Raw genomic sequence first — 20,535 nt, forward strand, 5'->3', positions numbered from 1 at the left:
GCCTCGACAACGAAGTTGTGAGCGGCAGGAAGATGCGTCCCGCTGTTGCGGGTAGAGATGGAGAAACCGCGTGAGCCACACTGATGTACCTGAGTTTGATTACCACGATTCTCAGGGAGACGGTCGTCGCTCTTTTCCACTCTCCGCCGCTCAATACAGCATGTGGATGTCTCATCAACTTTCGCCCGAAACCCCCATTGCGATTGCGCAGTTTGTTGAGGTTTTCGGCGACGTCCAGCGTGACCAGCTATCTGCAGCGATATTGCAAGCTGGGCGAGAATTGGGCTCAGGGTATCTGCGCATCATCGATACTGAATCCGGTGAACCGCGGCAATTAGTCGACCCCACGCTCGAACAGAGACTTGAATTCCTCGACGTCTCGTCAGAGGCGGACCCAGAAGCGGCAGCGCGCGAGTGGATGCGGTCTGAATATTCGACGCCAATTGATATCACCGCCGGGGCGTTGGGTCGCTCGGTGCTGCTGAAGCTCGCTGATCAGCACTATTTCTGGTACATGCGTCTGCACCATATTGCGATTGACGGATTCGGCGGGATGAATCTCATCAGCCGTATCGCGGAAGTCTATTCAGCGCTTGTCGTCGGGCGGGAACCGTCGCCTATGCCGACGGAATCGCTTCGCGCTATCTATGATTCCGAGGTCAAGTACCGGAATTCCAGTCGGTTTGAGCGTGACCGTGAGTTCTGGGTTGACTACGCGCACGATATGCCTAACAAGGTGACGTTGGCGTTGCGCTCAGCGCCAGCAGCTCCACGGAGTCTTGTCCTGTCGGAGGACGTCGACCCCAGTACTGATGCAGGGTTGGAGGAGTCTGCGGCGCAGTACAACGGGTCGTGGGCGCCGGTAACGATCGCCGCGCTTGGCGCGTATCTCGCGAGGGTGAGCGGATCTGACGAGGTTGTTCTGAGCCTGCCTGTGTCGTCTCGTGTCACAAAAACTATGCGTTCATCGGGCGGAATGGTATCCAATGTGGTTCCGCTGCGAGTTGTGGTGCGGCCCGACCAAACTCCGCAGGAATTGTCGGAATACGTACAGAAGCAGTTGTTTTCGGCGTTGCGGCATCAGCGTTATCGGTATGAAGACTTGCGTCGCGACTTAGGTACGTTGTCGGCTGATCGTGAGTTCTTTGGACCCACTGTGAACATCATGATGTTCCAGCCGGAGGTTCGCCTGGGAGACGTTGTTGGCAAGCTCAGTGTTTTGAGCACGGGTCCCGTCGAGGACCTTTCAGTGAACCTGTACCCGGCTACGGGGCAGGAGCGCATCCATATCGATTTTGAGGCAAACCCTAATAGGTACACCGAGAGTGAACTGGCACGGCATCACAAACGCTTCTTGCGTTACCTGAAGAACTTTGTCGCAGCTGCCGATGGCGTCGTGGTTCAAGACCTCACGTTGATGGATGATGAAGAATCAGCGGCGGTACTGGCCTGGTCTAGGGGACCTCGCGAGGATTCTTCGGAAGATTCTCCGACCATCGCTGTGAGGGCGGTTCTGAAGGCCTCACAGGCGGATATGTCGTCAGCGCTCGCGGTGGTTGCGGGTGATCGGCATGTGACATATGGCGACTTCAGTCGGGCCGTGGACGCGCTTGCGGCGCAGTTGCATCGCCGCGGTGTGGGCCCAGATGATGTTGTCGCGCTTGCGTTGCCCCGGTCGGTGGAGTGGGTGGTGGCGATGGCCGCGGCCTGGCAGGTGGGTGCGGGCTATGCCCCGGTGGACCCGACATTCCCCACCGACAGGCTGAATGCCGTACTGACTGATACTGAGGCAGCCGCAGTGGTGTGCCTAGCAGGGTGGGAGCACGAGTCGTTTGTTGCGGACGGTCAGCGGGTTGTGTGCGACGTGGACGTTCTTGCTGCATCAGGTGACTGCTACCGTCCGGCGACCGATCCCTGGTCTGCACCGGGTGCGGGTTTGCGAACTGCGTACATCATTTCCACCTCCGGTTCGACCGGGCGGCCTAAGCCGACGGTAGTTCCGATGGCTGGTGTAGCGAACACCGTGAACTGGTATCGAGGCGAATTGGCGATCGGCGAGGGCCGAGGTGTTCTGATCGCGTCATCGCCTGGTTTCGACCTCACACAGAAGAACGTCTGGGCGGCGCTGGCAAGTGGCGCGACGATTGTGCTCGCGCAGGATGGGTTTGACCCCGCCGACATTTTGCCAGCTGTCGAAACGTACGACGTCGCGGTCGCCAATATGTCGCCGTCTGCTTTCGAAGCGCTCGTCGATGCTGACACTGGCCACGTGCTGGAAAGACTGGAAACGGTTTTTCTGGGTGGCGAAGCTATCCGCCCACGCCCGCTGAGCGGTCTGCTTGGCGCTGGTGTTTCGTTGGTCAACAGTTATGGCCCTACCGAAGCGTCGGACGTGGTGTCTTACGCGCGGATGACAGACGCGGACACGGTGTCTGTGCCTATTGGGCATCCGGTGCCGAACATTGATTTGTTAGTTCTCGATCGCAGACTGCAGCCTGTTCCCGTTGGTGTTGCCGGGGAACTGTATGTAGCCGGTGTGGGCGTTGGCCGCGGTTATGGCGGACAGATGGCGCTTACGGCCGGTCGGTTTGTGGCCAACCCGCAGGGAACTTCTGGCGAGCGGATGTACCGCACTGGTGACCTTGTGCGGTGGCGGGCAGATGGAGAACTGGAGTACATCGGCCGTACCGACTTCCAAGTCAAGCTTCGTGGCTTCCGCATCGAGTTGGGCGAGATTGAACTAGCACTGCTCAGTCACGACAGCGTCGCCCAGGCGACGGCTGTGGTTTTGCGGGGTGAAGGCACCCCAGACAGGCTTGTCGGCTATGTCGTCGCGGCTGAAGGCACAGTTGTCGATGACGGCGATGTGCTCCGTCACGTGGCAGAGTTTCTGCCCGGCTACATGGTTCCGTCTGTGCTGGTTGTCTTAGATAGCCTCCCGCTAACCGCGAGCGGAAAAATTGACCGGAAAGCCCTTCCGGAACCAAATTTCGGGGCGATGGTGTCGTCCTCGCGTGACCCGAAGAACGAAACTGAACGCATCCTTGCGGAGATTTTCGCGAGCGCATTGGGGCTCCCGGAAATCGGACTTGATGACTCATTCTTCGCACTTGGTGGCGACAGCATCATGTCCATCCACGTTGTGTCTCGCGCTAAAGCCGCGGGCATCCTCATCACGCCTCGGGATGTGTTTGAGCGGCGAACCGTTGCTGCACTTGCACAGGTAGCGAAGTCGATTGACGCAACCACGGATGTGGTTGTTCTTAACGAACTTGAGGGCGGCGGCGTAGGTTCGGTGCCGCTCACTCCAGTGATGTCGTGGATGGTGGAGCGCGGCGGGGACTTCGGTCAGTATTCGCAAGCCGCGCTGCTGACGTTGCCCGTTGGCATCACCGCAGACGGTCTCGCTGCAACCTTGCAAGCTGTTGTCGACCACCATGATCTGCTGCGCGCATGCGTCAGTAGGAGTGGCTTGGAAGTACTGCCCGCGGGGAGTATCGCGGCAAACGAAGTCGTCACCAGGGTTCGCCCAAACGCAGCCCCTGGTACCGCTGAGTTTGCTTCGGCTGTGTCGGAGTCACTCACTGCATCGGCTGAACGACTCGACCCATCAACGGGTCGCATGTTGCAAGCGGTGTGGTTCGACCTAGGCCCCGATACCGCCGGTCGCGTCTTGCTTGTGATTCACCATGTCGCTGTTGATGGTGTGTCGTGGCGCGTATTGGTACCGGACCTCATTGCAGCGTGGGCACAAATTCGCGACGGCGGGCTACCAGAATTGCCGCCGGTGGGGACATCTTTCCGACGCTGGGCCCACGGTCTGAAGGAAATGGCGGAGTCGCGAGCCGACGAGTTTACGCTGTGGGAAGACATGATCCAGGGCGATGAACCTATCCTCGGATCGCGGGCACTAGACCCCGTGGTTGATGTCAACCGCACCTTGAAGCGCGCCACGTTCGAGATCACGCCGAATGCTACTGAAACACTGTTGACCACTGTTCCTGAGGTCTTGCGCGGCGGAGTGGACGACGGTTTGATTGCGTCGCTCGTCCTCGCCCTTGCACGGTGGAAGGGCGCAACGACTCCTCTTATCGGCTTGGAAGGGCACGGCCGAGAAGAAGCTGCTGTACCGGGCGCCGATGTGAGCCGCACGTTGGGTTGGTTCACCACGATCGCACCTGTGCGGTTCGATGCAAGCTATGTCGATATTGCTGATGCTTTTTCCGGTGGCGAGGATGCGGGTGTCGTCCTTAAGTCGGTGAAGGAGCAGCTGCGATCGGTTCCAGATCGCGGTGTTGGTTTCGGCATGCTGCGGTATTTGCATTCCGACGGTGCCGCACGCCTGGGGGCAGCCAACCCGCAGGTGATGTTCAACTATCTGGGCAGGTTTGTCACGGGTGAAGTTCCTGAGGGTCTACGTGAGCTTGGTTGGATGCCAGCCGACGACTCCGATGAAATGATGTTCACCTTCGCCCCAGACATGGCCGCACCCGGGGCTTTGGACATTACGGCGATGATTTCTCCTTCCGATGCCGGTCAGGTTCTGCAGGTCGTTGTCCTGTATCCGTCGGGTCTCTTCGCCGATGCTGAGATTTCCGAGTTCACCGAGCACTGGAAGGCTGCTCTGGGCGCGGTCTGCGATTACGCGCAGTCGCCGGTTGCCGGGGGCCTTACACCATCCGATGTGGGCCTGGTCGACATAGACCAAGACACGATCGCGGCTTTGGAGCAGCAGTTCCCGTCGCTGGCTGATATTTGGCCTCTATCACCGTTGCAGGCGGGGATGCTGTTTCACGCAGTGCTAGCTGAGGACAGCGTGGACGCTTATATGGTCCAACTTGTCCTGCATGTTCGCGGTGCCGTGGATGTGGAGCGTCTTTCGCGCGCCGTCCGGGGCGTCGTTGCGCGGCACCCGAACCTGCGCGCAGCGTTCACGGCAACGGCGGATGGCGACCCGCTTCAGGTTGTTGCTGGTGCCGTAGATGTTGGCGTCGAATACCTCGACCTCACGAACACAAATGATCCAGATTCGGGGCTGGCCGAGTTCTTGGAGGCAGACCGGTCGCAGCGGTTTGACATGACTGCGGCACCTTTGGTGCGCGTAACTGTGTTGGAACTGCGAGAGGGCGACTATCGGGTTGTTCTCACGAACCATCACATTTTGATGGATGGGTGGTCCACACCGCTCTACCTGCGCGACCTCATTGCGTTGTATGTTTCCGATGGAGATACGGCTTCGCTTCCGTCTGCACGGTCGTACAAGGATTACCTTGAGTGGGTTCAGCAGCAAGACGTGGATGTGTCTTTGCGAACGTGGCGGGATGCTCTTTCTGGCCTCGACGAGCCGACCACGCTTATTCCGCTGGAACGGGCGCGCAAGCACGACTCACCTTCGCGTGAAGTAGTGCACGAGTTCAGCGCTGAACTGAGTTCGCGCATCACTCATGTTGCACGAGATCTAGGTGTCACGGTGAACACCGTTGTTCAGGTTGCGTGGGGAATCGTCCTATCCACGGAAACGGCACGCACTGACTTAGTGTTTGGTGCCACGGTATCGGGGCGCCCGCCGCAACTTGACGGCGTCGAAGAGATGATCGGCCTGTTCATCAATACTCTGCCGGTGCGGTTGCGGCTTGATCCGCGAGAAACTTTCACGGAGTTGCTGACGCGCGTCCAAGGCGAACAAGCTGACCTTCTCGAACACCACTATGTGCAACTTGCTGAGATCCAGGACGTGGCTGGCAACGGGGCCCTGTTCGACACATTGACGGTGTTTGAGTCGTACCCGGTGGATCGTGCTGGACTCGGTGAGGACGTCGACCTTGCTGGTATGCGAGTCGTTGACATCGAGGGGTTGGACGCGGCGCACTACCCGGTCACCGTCATCACGCACGCTGAACCTGCGTTGAAGATCATTTTGAAGTACTTCCCGGACTTGCTTGCAGCGGAGCGTATGACGTCGTTGCTGCAGCGCATGGTGCGCACCTTGGTCAGCATCGCAGACAAGCCGGATACAACATTCGGTGAGTTCGACGTCTTGACTGAGGGGGAGCGCAGCCAACTTGCTCCGGTTAACGGTCCTGCTGGACAAACGCCGCGTCCGCTACCGGATATTTTCGCTGAGACGGCTGCGAACGCCGCTGACAACATCGCGATTATTGATCGCGACCGAACGCTGACTTACGCCGAACTTGATGCGCGTTCGTCGCAAGTTGCCCGCTACCTCATTGCCAGAGGTGTGCGTACCGAACAGTTCGTGGCACTTGGCCTGCCACGCTCGCAAGAATCCTTGCTCAGCGTGTGGGCGGTTGTGAAGTCCGGTGGAGCTTTTGTTCCGGTGGACCCAAGCTACCCAGCAGACCGTATTGAACACATGCTCGACGATTCGGGTGCCGCTGTCGGATTGACCCTTATGGCTCAGCGTGACGGGTTGCCTGACACCACTGAATGGATCGTTCTTGACGACCCCGATGTGCAATCAGCAATCAGTGAATTTTCTTCTGCGCCAGTAACCGATCACGATCGTCGTGCACAGATTCGCGTCGCCAACACTGCGTACATGATCTACACATCGGGCTCCACAGGTGTGCCCAAGGGTGTGGTGGTGACGCACCGCGGCATGGCCAACTTCGCTGCCGAACAACGTGAGCGGTACTCCGTCACGCAAGACTCACGCGTGTTGCACTTTTCGTCCCCGAGCTTTGACGCATCGGTCCTCGAATATCTTCTGGCATTCGGGACCGGAGCGACGATGGTGGTGGTTCCACCAGGCACCTTTGGTGGCGAGGAACTCGCAGATATCATCCGCGAAAATGCTGCGACTCACGCGTTTATTACGCCGTCAGCGCTCGCGTCGGTAGACCCTGCCGGGCTCGATGTTTTTCAGCATGTCGTGGCTGGCGGTGAGGCCGTTCCCGCGGACCTCGTTGCACGTTGGGCGCCGGGTCGTCGCATGTACAACGGGTATGGCCCGACCGAAACCACCATCATGGTGATGATTTCGGACCCCATGGCGCCGGACCAGCCGGTAGTCACCATTGGTCCACCCATTCGTGGGACACGCGGTGTGGTTTTGGATTCCATGCTGCGCCCTGTCCCTGTTGGGGTGCCAGGCGAACTGTTTGTAGCAGGCTTTGGTGAGGCCCGCGGATATCACGACCGCCCGGGTCTGACGGCGGAGCGATTCGTCGCTGACCCATTTGGGGCGCCGGGCGATCGGATGTACCGCACTGGTGACCTGGTGCGGTGGACCCTTGCCGGACCGTCCGGAGAACTCGAGATTGAGTACCTTGGTCGTACCGACTTCCAGGTCAAGGTGCGCGGTTTCCGTATCGAACTTGGTGAGATCGATGCGGTGCTTGGCGCACACCCAGATGTGGACTTCGCAGTTACCTTGGGACATACCGGGGAAACTGACATCACTCGTCTTGTTGCCTACGTAAAGCCGGTGGCAGGGGCGACGCCCGAGCAGGCTGAGCTGACGGAGTTTGTTGGGCAGTCACTGCCTTCACACATGGTTCCCTCAGCCATCGTTGTGCTTGATGAGATTCCATTGACGGTCAACGGCAAGCTTGATCGTGCACGGCTACCGGAACCTGTTTTCACGTCCCAAGACGACATCTACGTCGCGCCTGCGACTCCTGCAGAGGTTGCCGTCGCCGATGTATTTGCTAGCGTTCTGGGGCTTGAACGTGTGGGAGTGCGTGATAGCTTCTTTGACCTCGGTGGAAACTCGCTGTCGGCAACGAAGGTGATCACGCGGGTCAACAAGGCTCTCGGATGTCAGCTTGGGGTTCGGGAACTATTCGAAGCTCCCACTGTTGCTGAACTTGCTGTGCGGGCAATGGCGAGCAGCGCTGACCACACTGGTCGCGTCGCGCTGGTGGCGAAAGAGCGCCCGGCGCGTATTCCGTTGTCCCTAGCCCAGCAGGGCATGTGGTTCATCAACCAATACGACCCCACATCGCCGGTGTACAACATCGCATTTGGGGTAGCGCTCAGTGGCGAACTCGATGTTGATGCGATGCGGGCAGCGATGGGCGACATTCTGGAACGCCACGAGGCATTGCGCACACTGTTCCCCGCCGATATGGAGGGGACACACCAGTTGATCCTCCCCATGCGCGAAGTCGACATTGCGTTGGATGTCGAGGATGTCCCAATCTTGGAACAGGATCAGGACGCCGACAACCACCCCGCCGAGAAATCAGCGGTGGAGTTCGTGTCCCGCGGGTTCGATGTGCAACATGACCTGCCGATTCGCGCGCGGTTGTTCCGCACCGCTCAGGACCGGCACTTCCTCGCTATTGTGGTGCATCACATCGTCGCCGATGGTGCATCTATGGCGCCGCTTGCGGCAGATCTGATGTATGCGTATTCGCGTCGCATGGTTGGTGCGGCACCTGAATGGGAGCCGCTACCGATTCAGTACGCCGACTTTGCTTTGTGGCAACGAGAAGTGCTGGGTGACGATACTGACCCCACTAGTGCGGTATCGCAGCAATTGGCATTCTGGACGCACACGTTGCGTGGCGCACCGCCGTTGTTGCCCCTGCCGACGGACCATCCTCGTCCGGCGACACAGTCACTTAACGGCGAAACTGTTGTTTTTCACATCAACGCCGAGATCCACAAAAAACTTGACCAGCTTGCGCGCCAACACAATGCAACGGTGTTTATGGTGACGCACGCCGCGCTGGCGACTTTGCTTGCCAGGTTGTCTGGAACGAGCGACATTGCGATCGGTACACCGGTTGCTGGACGTGGCGATGAAGCCGTGGACAGGCTCGCTGGGATGTTCGTCAATACCCTAGTTTTGCGGGCCCAGGTTGAGTCCGATGCCACATTCTCGGACCTGCTTCGACAGGTGTGGTCTCAAGATATTGCGGCATTTAACAATGCTGATGTTCCGTTCGAACGTGTGGTGCGGGAACTTGGGATTGAGCGGACGAGTGACCATTCACCGCTGTTCCAGGTGATGTTGGCGTTCCAAAACACGGACCCGGTGCGGTTCGCGTTAAGTGGGCTTGAGGTCGTTGCGGACGGCCTTGACGTTAATACGGCCAAGTTTGATCTCATGCTCACCTTGGAGGAAACCCACACCGACAGCGGTGAGCACACCGGGATCAAAGCACAGTTCACCTACGCAACTGACTTGTTCGAGCGGCGCACCATCGCACAATATGCCGAGCGGTACACGAGAGTGCTGGAGTCAGTCGTTGCTGACCACAATGTCGTTGTTGGCGATATCAGCCTGCTTAGCGATCGAGAGCAGAACCTATTTACCTCAAAGCCAGGGCCAGCAGGTCGATTGCAGCAACGCGTCGAATCCGCGATTCTGGACGACCCCAACGGGTCCGCTTTTGTCGTAGATGGTGCCGAGATCAGTTACCAGGAGGTCCAGGACAGAGCACGTGTCGTTGCTGAGCGCATTGGTGCCGCACGCATCCACGATGACGGCCATTACGCGTTGGCGCTGTTGACGTATGCCACAGGAGCCCTGGATGACGAAACTGCTGTCGGCCTCATAGACAGGCTTGTTCCTGTCCTGGATGCGGTTGCTGGTGACACCTCGCTTGCTCTGGGTGCGCTGGGGCAAAACTTTGCGTTGGGCGACACCGGAAAAGCTGGTTGGAATGACACAGCACATTCATGCCCCGACACGACGTTGGTGGAGTTGTTTGCGCAGCAGGTGGCAAGGACGCCAGATGCGATTGCTCTGAAGTACCGAAACCGGTCACTTACCTACGCTGAACTTGACGAATGGTCGAACCGGCTTGCCCGGCACCTCATTGGTCTGGGTGTAGGCCCGGAGTCGCGCGTGGCGTTGGTCATGCGGCGGTCACTTGAGATGGTCGTCGGAATGTACGCCATCGTTAAGGCCGGTGGCGCTTACGTGCCAGTCGACCCCGATCACCCTGCGGACCGCATCGAATGGGTACTGACGTCGTCAGACCCTGTGTGCGTGGTAACGACTACACGGGACCGGGTGCCGTCAGCAGCCGGGATCACCGCTCTTGAGCTCGATAAACTAGACGTCAGTGGGCACGACGCTGGCGAGTTGATGGATACGGAACTTGTCGGCCCAATTTTGCCGGACAACATCGCTTACATCATCTACACCTCAGGCTCAACCGGCCGACCCAAGGGTGTTGCAGTGTCGCACCGGGCCATCGTCAACCGGTTGCTGTGGATGCAGGACGAGTACCAACTGACCCCTGCGGACGTTGTCCTGCAGAAGACTCCGTTCACCTTCGATGTGTCGGTGTGGGAGTTTTTCTGGCCTCTACAAATCGGTTCGAAGCTTGTCATCGCACTTCCTGACGGGCACCGAGATCCGGCGTATTTGGCGGAACTTATTGCTCGGGAACGTGTGTCGGTGCTCCACTTTGTGCCATCGATGCTTGCAGTGTTTGTGGCAGCTGCTGCCGAAAGTGGTTGGCGAGATTCCATCTCCACACTGCGGCTTGTGTTCGCTAGTGGTGAGGCGCTTGCGCCCAATACCGCGGCGAGCCTCGCGGCTTTGTCCGACACAGAACTGCACAACTTGTACGGTCCGACGGAGGCCGCGGTCGACGTCACCTACCACCAGTACACCGCTGATGACACTGTCACCGTGCCGATTGGTGCGCCCGTGTGGAATACACAGGTGTACGTTCTCGACAACCGACTTTCACCAGTTCCTATCGGCGTGCACGGCGAGCTTTACCTCGCTGGTATTCAACTTGCCCGTGGGTACGTCGGACGCCCAGATCTCAGCGCTGACCGGTTTGTGGCTAACCCCTACGGTGAGCCAGGGGAACGCATGTACCGCACCGGTGACCTTGTCCGCTGGCGCAAGAACGGCGAGATCGAATACATCGGCCGTACCGACTTCCAGGTGAAGCTGCGCGGTCTGCGTATCGAGCTCGGCGAGATCGAAGCCGTGCTTCAAACGGCGGACAATGTTGACCAGTCCGTAGTCGTACTGCACCACGACGCGGCTGCCGGAGATCAACTCGTCGGCTATGTCACCGCGCAGGCAGGTACCAGCGTCTCAGTAGAGGGCATCAAGAAGTACGCCGCCGGGAAATTACCTGAGTATATGGTGCCGCGCGTGATCATGGCTCTCGACGAATTCCCCTTGAACATCAACGGCAAGTTGGACAGAAAAGCACTGCCGACGCCAGAACTCGGTACAGCAGTGGGAGCGTACATCGCCCCATCCGGCCCAGTTGAAGAAATCATTGCGGGAATCTTCGCGGAAGTAACGTCCCGCGAACACGTTGGCGCTACTACCTCGTTCTTTGATCTCGGTGGTAACTCGTTGAGCGCAACCCTTGTCACTACGCGTATCAACGATGCGTTCGGTGCCGAACTGACGCTGCGGGATCTATTTGAATCGCCCACCGTTGCGGGGCTTGCTGCAATGGTCGAGCATGAGAGTGCCCGTACGGTAAACCGCCCCAAACTGGTTCGACAAAGCCGGGACGGCGACATCCCGTTGTCACTTGCGCAGCAACGTATGTGGTTCCTCAACCGCTACGATTCCGCATCTGCGGTGTACAACATGCCACTCGTTCTCAAGCTCACGGGCAAGCTGTACGTGGCAGCGTTGCAAGAAGCACTCCACGATGTTGTGGGCCGCCACGAATCGTTGCGCACGGTGTTCCCGACACGCAACGGCGAACCTGTGCAGGTGGTCTTGCCTGCTAACAAGGTGGATCTCGATGTTTCACCCGTCGACGTGGCGGGGGAGGAAGCACTTCACCGGGAGCTGTTCGCGCTTGCATCGGTGGGCTTTGATGTCACAGCCGAGCCACCGATCCGTGCTGCCTTGCTTCGCACGGCCCCAGACGAGCACACGCTGCTCGTGGTGGTTCATCACATCGCGGCGGACGGTGCGTCACTGAATCCGCTGGCCAGCGACCTTGTGGCTGCGTATATGTCGAGGGCCGCCGGTGATACCCCGCAGTGGGAACCGTTGTCTGTGCAGTACGCGGACTTTGCTATCTGGCAGCGCCAATTGCTCGGCGACGACACTGACCCTGAGTCGCTCGCAGGGCGCCAAATCGCTTTCTGGCGGGACACTCTCGCTGGGGTTCCTGACTTGTTGGAACTTCCGACGGATCGCCCGCGACCAGCTTCCCAATCGCAACGCGGCGCGACGTTTGGTTTCGCAATACCGGCTGACCTTCAGTCCGGTTTGCAACAGCTTGCGCGCGACAACCGAACGACCATCTTCATGGTGGTGCATGCAGCTTTCGCCACATTCCTGGCCAGGATTGCGCGCGCGGACGATGTCACCATAGGCACGCCGGTAGCCGGTCGTGGTGAGCGTGCACTCGACCCGCTCGTCGGAATGTTCGTCAACACCCTTGTGTTGCGGACCCCCATCGATCCAGAGCAGTCTTTCGAAACCTTGCTCGCCGATGTGCGGGACAGGGACCTCGCGGCATTCACACACGCCGATGTGCCCTTTGAGCAACTCGTTGATGCACTGAAGCCCACACGGTCGAGCGCGCACGCCCCGCTCTTCCAAGTGGTGCTTGCGTTCCAAAACACTGACCCCATCGCGTTCGACCTGGACGGTGTCGCAGCCGAATTCCACACAGTAGACGTGCACACAACCAAATTTGACCTGATGCTCGATCTTGCTGAGCAATGGGACGACGACGGTGCGCCAAGCGGTATGCGTGGACACTTTGTCTATGCCACCGATCTTTTTGACGAGGCGACGATTTCGGGCTTCGCCGACAGGTTTGTTCATCTCCTTGGACAAGTACTTGCCGCTCCGCAAAGCCCCGTCGGCGATATCGACCTCGTCAGTGGTGCCGAACACGCCGCTATCGTCCCGGTTCGTGGCGGTGACGCACCTCCAACGCTGACGCTGCCCGAGATTTTCGCCCGTGCGGCAGCAAAGAACCCGACGGCAACCGCGATCGTCGTCGGCGATACCGAACTGACCTACGGAGAACTCGATGCACGCTCCAACGCGTTCGCCCGAGTTCTGCTCGGCCACGGGGTTACCGCGGGCTCAGTCGTCGCGTTGGCCATGCCGCGTTCCGCCGAACTTGTCACCGCGATATGGGCAGTAGCGAAAGCCGGTGCAGCGTATGTTCCGGTCGATCCCTCCTACCCAGAAGACCGCATCATCCACATGGTCACTGACTCGGACGCCATCATCGGTGTGGCACTTGAGTCAGCACAGGAGGCTCTGCCCGACTCCATCGACTGGATTGCTATCGACGGCGCTCCGATTGCGGGAGAACTAGCCGCAGCATCAACGGCGCCCATAACTGAAATTCAACCCGTCGCGCCAACATCTGCGGCATACATGATCTACACCTCGGGCTCCACCGGACTTCCGAAGGGTGTCGTCGTCACGCACTCTGGGCTGTCATCAGTTGTCGCCGAACAAATCGACGCATTCGGGCTCACCACACAATCCCGAGTTCTACAGGTTGCGTCACCAAGTTTCGACGCATCAGTGTTCGAACTGCTCATGGCATTCGGCGTCGGAGCCACCCTGGTCGTCGTACCAGGTGGAGGGCGCGACGCAGCAGGCGCCGTAGGACAAGTACTGCGCGAACAGCATGTCACCCACACCGTCATCACACCCTCCGTGCTCGCCTCCATCGAACCCGAAGCGATGAACAGCATCGAAACGCTCCTCGTGGCCGGTGAAGCGTGCCCGCCTGAGCTCGTAGCGCAGTGGGCACCGGGGCGCCGCATGCTCAACCTTTATGGGCCCACCGAAGCCACAATCTGGTCCACCGTCAGCGCGCCGATGGAGCCTGGCAACCCCGTGGACATTGGTCGCCCCATCGTCGGCACCAACATCCTCGTGCTCGATGACCGGCTACGCCCAGTACCCGTCGGCGTTGCTGGCGAAATGTACATCGCTGGTGTCGGCCTCGCCCGTGGCTACCACAACCGCCACGGCATGACCGCGTCCCGTTTCGTGGCCAACCCATACACCGACGGCGAGCTCATGTACCGCTCCGGCGACCTCGTACGGTGGAAACACGACCACACCCTCGAATACCTCGGACGTACCGACTTCCAGGTAAAGCTCCGGGGCCTCCGAATCGAACTCGGCGAAATCGAAGCTGCCCTCACCCAGCACAGCACCGTTGCACAGGCCGTGGTCGACGTATTCCATGACGCACATGTAGGAGATGTCCTAGTCGCCTACGCAGTTGCGTCCACGCCAGAAACGCAACTCGATATCGATGCGCTCCGCGACCACGTTGGCCAAGCGCTACCGCCCTACATGGTTCCGCAAACCATCATCCAACTCGATGCGATACCGGTCACCGTCAACGGCAAGACAGACCGCAAGGCATTACCCGCGCCGGACCTCGCGCTGCTACAAAAAGAGTTCCGCGCCCCGGCCACACCGATGGAAGAAATCATCGCCGGAATCTTCGGTGAAATCACCGGACGGGAACGCGTCGGCGCGGACGACAACTTCTTCGACATCGGCGGAAACTCACTATCCGCCACCCGTGTTGTAGCACGCACCAGCGAAGCAACAGGCCGCGAAATTGGTGTCCGAGAACTATTCGACGCACCCACCGTCACTGACTTCGCTGCCGCCGTCGAATCAGCCACAACCGGCACCAACCGGCCCGAACTAGTACCGGCCCCAGAGGGTTCCACGCCACCGCTGTCGATGGCGCAGAACCGCATGCTCATCATCAACCAACTCGACCCAGCATCACCCGCCTACAACATCCCGCTCATGCTGCGGCTAACCGGCACACTCGACGTCGATGCCATGTCCGAAGCGATTCGTGACGTCATCACCCGACACGAAGTGCTGCGGACGGTCTACTCCATTGTTGATGAGACCCCGACACCTCATGTGCTGCCAGTACGCGATGTTGCTACCATCCTTGCGCTAGCTGAGGTCAACTCGGAAGACGAATTGATCGCACGGGCTTCCGCGTTGGCAACAACAGGTTTTGATGTCACCCGTCAGGCGCCGGTCCGCGCTGGGCTATTCCGCATGGATGACGACGAGTATGTGCTGGTAATGGTCGTCCACCACATTGCAGCTGATGGTGAGTCGCTAGCCCCACTGGCCCGCGACGTCATGGTTGCTTACACGGCACGAGCTAACGGGCATGAACCAGGCTGGGAGCCGCTGTCGGTACAGTACTCGGACTTCGCCGCATGGCAGCATGAAGTTCTGGGCTCTGAAGAAGACCCTGAAGCATTGATCAGTCAGCAAATTCGGTACTGGTCCGATGCGTTGGAAGAATTGCCTGAACTCATCGAACTTCCGACTGACCGGCCCCGCCCAGCGGTGATGTCTCAGCGCGGAGCGCAATACGATTTCGAGTTCGATTCGGCACTGCAGACTCAGCTAAGTGAGTTTGCGCGGCAGCACAATGCAACACCATTCATGGTGGTCCACGCGACACTGGCAATATTGCTGGCCAAGTTGTCGGGAACTTCCGACGTCCCCATCGGAACCCCGGTGGCAGGGCGAGGTCATCGCACACTCGATGACCTCGTGGGGATGTTCGTCAACACCCTTGTGTTGCGTACGCAGGTGGATCCACATCTCACACTGACGGAGTTCCTCAACGACGTCCGGAAGAGGGACATCGCAGCCTTTACGCACACCGATGTGCCGTTCGAACGTCTCGTCGACATGATCGACCCTGTTCGATCGCGCGCGCATGCACCGCTATTCCAGGTTCTACTGACGTTCCAGAATGCGAGTGCGCCACACTTCGAACTTCCCGGCCTCACCGTTAAACCGGTGGAAATTGACACTCACACCGTCAAGTTCGACCTCGATGTTGCCGTGATACAGCAGTGGCAAGATGGCACCGAACCCGCCGGGATACGGGTCGTATTCACCTATGCGACAGACCTATTCGATGAGTCAACGATTGCGACCTTCGGGCAACGTTTCTCGCAGCTCCTGACGGGAATATTAAGCAACCCCGACATCCCTGTGCGTGAGCTCGCATGGCTGAGCGACGATGAGCAACGGTGGCTTACAAGTATTGGGACTGGTGCACGACGGCCATCCGGCGAGTTGTCGCCACTCCAACAATTTGAGGCCGCGAAGTCGTCGAACCTCAGTGCGGTGGCTATTCACGACTCTGCCGGTTCCATGACGTACCGCGACCTTGACGAAGCGTCCACAGCAGTGGCTTCGCAACTGGTGGAACTCGGTGTGAAGCCTGACGATGTTGTGGCATTGATGCTGCCCCGAAGCGTGCACTGGGTAGTCGGCATGCTCGCCGTGTGGAAGTCGGGCGCGGCATACGCCCCGGTAGACCCTAAGTTCCCAGCAGACCGGATCGAAGCTGTTCTGGAAGACACCCAGGCGGTTGCGGTAATCGCAGATACGCCGGGGCACTGGGAGACGCTGTTGCCACCGCGCAGCGTGCTGCGGATTGACCACATGATCGAAAACGTGGCAGAACCGTCTACGGCGCTGCCGGACCGTTGGCAAGAACGTGGCGCCGGCGCACGTATCGGCTACGTCATTTCAACCTCAGGATCAACCGGTCGCCCCAAGCCAACACTTGTGCCGATGGCCGGAATCTCCAACACTCTTGAGTGGTACCGCGACGCCACCAACCTAAATCCAGGTGACGGCGTGCTTGTCGCTTCCTCGCCGGGATTTGACCTAACGCAAAAGAATGTTTGGACGGCGCTGTTCTCCGGTGCGACGCTAGTTCTCGCCGACGATCCTTTCGATCCGATGAGCATCATTGAATCGGTGCGTCAACACTCAGTGGTGTTAAGCAATATGTCGCCAAGCGCGTTCGAAGCGCTGGTGGAGACCGATACCGAAGGCGTATTGACCGCTACCAAGATGGTGTTCCTAGGTGGGGAAGCGATTAGGCGTAAACCCATCGCGAATCTACTCACCGCCGGTGTGCGGATCTTCAACAGTTACGGCCCCACCGAAGCATCTGACGTGGTGTCATGGGCCGAAGTCACCCCAGATGGTGACGGCTCGGTGCCCATTGGTGCTGCGATTCCGAACATCACACTGTATGTCCTCGATGCTGACCTCAAACCAGTTCCCACAGGCGTGAGTGGCGAACTGTATGTATCCGGCATAGGTGTAGGACGAGGCTATGGCAATCTCACTGGACTCACCGCGAGTAGATTCGTAGCAAATCCCTACGGGGAATCCGGCGAACGAATGTACCGCACTGGTGACCTCGCACGATGGCGCGAAGACGGCCAACTCGACTACCTCGGACGCACTGATTTCCAGGTTAAACTTCGCGGCTTCCGCATCGAGCTCGGCGAAATCGAATCGGTGCTCACCGCGCTCCCGGACGTGAGCAAAGCCCATGTGCAAGTCCACCACGACAAGCGCGCAGGTGACCAACTTGTTGCGTATCTTGTGGCGGTTCAGGATCAGCAACCAGACGTGGAGCAGATCCGTGCACACATGTCTGCGGTTCTGCCTCCGTACATGCTTCCCTCAGCGTATGAGGTCCTCACAGAGTTCCCACTCACCCCGAGTGGGAAGCTCGACCGGCGCAAACTCCCTACGCCACAGTTCGGGGCGCCAACCGACGAGTACGTTGCCCCAACAAACCCAGTGGAAGAAACAATCGCAGAGATCTATGCGACGGTTCTTGGCTACCCCCAGGTGTCCATCGAAGCACCATTCTTTGATCTCGGTGGTAACTCGCTCGGAGCGATGAAAGCAGTGGCGCGAATAAGTACCGCGCTCGGCGTTAAAGTGCGACTGCAGGATCTCTTCGAAGCACCCACCGTCGCCGAACTCGCGCACCGGGTGGAACATGCACAGACACTCGGGGCGGGGCGGCCTCCGCTAGCTCCGGCGGACCCACGCCCAGAGCACATCCCACTGTCCTTAGCGCAGCAGCGCATGTGGCTCATCAACCGATTCGAACCGGACTCGGCGGCATACAACATGCCGCTCATTGTCCGCCTGTCGGGGAAGTTGAACGCGCAAGCGCTCGCCATGGCTGTGCATGATGTTCTCGATAGGCACGAGTCACTGCGCACTAAGTTCCCGGATTCTGCCAACGGGCCTCGGCAACAGATCGTGCCTACACGTGACATCAATGTCGACATGCAGGTGCAAACGGTTACTGAAGCTAACATCGTGGAACGCATCACTTCGCTGGTGACAGCAGGGTTTGATGTCACAGCGCAGGTGCCGCTACGTAGCGCGCTCTATCAGCTCACCCCCGATGAGCACGTCCTGGCCATTGTGGTGCACCACATCATCGGCGACGGAGAATCGATGACGCCGATGGCCAGGGACGTCATGCTGGCCTACGCAGCACGATCAGCTGGTGAAGCACCGGCGTGGGACCCACTAGAAATTCAGTACGCCGACTTCGCTATTTGGCAGCGCGAGGCACTCGGCGACATTAACGACCCCAACTCGGTTGCTAGTGAGCAGCTCGACTATTGGAAGAAGACACTGGCTGGATTGCCAGACCTACTCGACCTGCCGACAGATCGACCGAGGCCCGCGTATGCAGGGATGGAAGCCGGTGTGGCGTCATTCGCGATCAGCGAAGAATCGCACAGCGCGCTAATGAAGCTTGGCAGCGAACAAGGCTCATCACTTTTCATGGTGCTGCACGCCATATTCGCCGCCACGCTGTCCCGCATCACCGGAACCACAGATATCCCCATAGGTTCCCCGGTGGCAGGTCGCGGCGAGGAACAGGTTGATGACCTGATCGGCATGTTCGTCAATACCCTCGTACTGCGCACTGACGTCCAACCGGATGACACTTTCAGCGCGTTCCTCAACCAGGTACGCCGGGTCGACCTCGAAGCGTTCGAACACGCCGACATTCCGTTTGAGCAACTCGTCGAAGCACTGTCACCACGACGCACCACGGCGCACGCCCCACTGACACAAGTGGTGATCAGTCTGCAAAACCCACAGCAAGGAAAGCTGGAACTGCCAGGACTGACCATTGCGCCGTTCGAAGGCGCAGTGGAATCCGCCAAATTCGATGTGCTACTCACGCTGGAACAGAAGTTCTCCGACGAGCAGGTCCCGGCAGGAATTACCGCATCCCTGGTATACCGCACAGACATTTTCGACGAATCCACAATGCTGCGCCTGGGGCGCCGTTTCAGTCGAGTCATCGACGCCGTCACGGACAACCCGGACATCATCATCGGTGACATCGACATCGTTGATGAGCAGGAAGCTAGCTCCATCGTGCAAGGCGGGTCAAAGCCGACTAGCGCAGCCTCGGGTGACACCGCAATTATGGATGGACTACCCGCGGTGACGCCGGAAACTTTGGCGCAAATCTTGGCTCGCGGCGCCGAATCCAACCCCACCGGTACCGCCATCGTGGGAGCGGAAAAGAACGTCAACTTCATGAACCTCGACAAGAGGTCCTCCAGGTTGGCGCGTCTCCTCATCGCTCACGGTGCAGCGCCGGAAACAAGTGTCGCGATTGCGTTGCCGGTATCAACAGAGATGGTTGTGGCGATCTGGGCCGTCGCCAAGACAGGTGCGGCAATTGAACTGCTCAGCGTCGATTCACCAACGCCCACCAGCGCACCGGTAGCTGTAGTCACGCAGGGTGCCATCGCTGTAAATGCGGAGGACGGCACAGTAATTGCGCTAGACGACGAAAGCACCAAGGCGCAACTGAAAACAAAGCCGCCCACCCCCATCTCGTTCTATGACCGACTCGGAACGCTCCGCACGACCAACACTGCCTACTTCACAACCAGCAGTCAGGGCGCAAGCGGGATCGCACACACAGGTATCGCCAGTGTGGTGGCAGACCTGCAATCGAGGCTGGGCGTTAACGCCGACGCGCGGGTGGCGCTTCCGGAGGATCAGCACCCAAGTATGACAATCCTCGCTGTGACACTGGCCGCTCATAGTGGTGCCCCAGTGGTCGTCAGCGAACACCAAGGTGACAGCGACATCCACCTCCGGCGGGTGGCGCTCGACGCTGGCGTAAACGGAAGTGGCGACAGGAAGACGGGACTCTTCGCCCCTGATGGAGCACTTCCCGCCGCTTACTTCACCGCCAGCGATAAGGGACTCCAACTAGAGCCACTGCGCGGGATGCAACTAGCGGTACTCAACACCCACCTTGCCCCCGTCGGCGACGGAGAAACAGGAGAGATCTACCTCGGTGGAACTGGGCACGCCCGCGAATACTTGAACGATCCTCGTCGCACGGCAACCCACATTATTCCGGCGCCGGATGGTGAAGACGTTCGACGAATTGTCCGAACCGGAGTGCTGGCGAAATGGAACAGCGACGGGACTATGGAGTTCGCCGTTGGGACGTAACAGCTCAGGAGTCAGACCTGGAGACTAGCGATCTAAATTAGTTGTATGCGTATAGGATTACTGCGACATTAGCGCGCGTTAACCCTCAGCGTATACGGATGGTTTGGATTGATGAACAGCGGCAATCAGGCACGAACACAACTTCTTCCGCAGTTGATGGCTTCCGCGTTTGAGGTGGATCCCACTGCTGTTGCGTTGGTTGAGGGTGACCGGAGTGTCTCGTATGTGAATCTGGATAAGCGCTCGTC

Annotated in this window: 1 protein-coding gene; it reads left to right on the forward strand. The window is 59.1% G+C overall.

Features of this window, described 5'->3' with window-relative positions:
- Nucleotides 1-70 precede the first annotated feature (70 nt).
- Nucleotides 71-20,287 (forward strand): non-ribosomal peptide synthase/polyketide synthase, encoded by a 20,217-nt coding sequence (locus IEW73_RS16180; RefSeq protein ID WP_188677823.1) that lies wholly within the window; start codon nt 71-73, stop codon nt 20,285-20,287.
- Nucleotides 20,288-20,535 lie beyond the last annotated feature (248 nt).

It is taken from the genome of Hoyosella rhizosphaerae, assembly GCF_014643175.1.
GTDB classification, from domain to species: domain Bacteria; phylum Actinomycetota; class Actinomycetes; order Mycobacteriales; family Mycobacteriaceae; genus Lolliginicoccus; species Lolliginicoccus rhizosphaerae.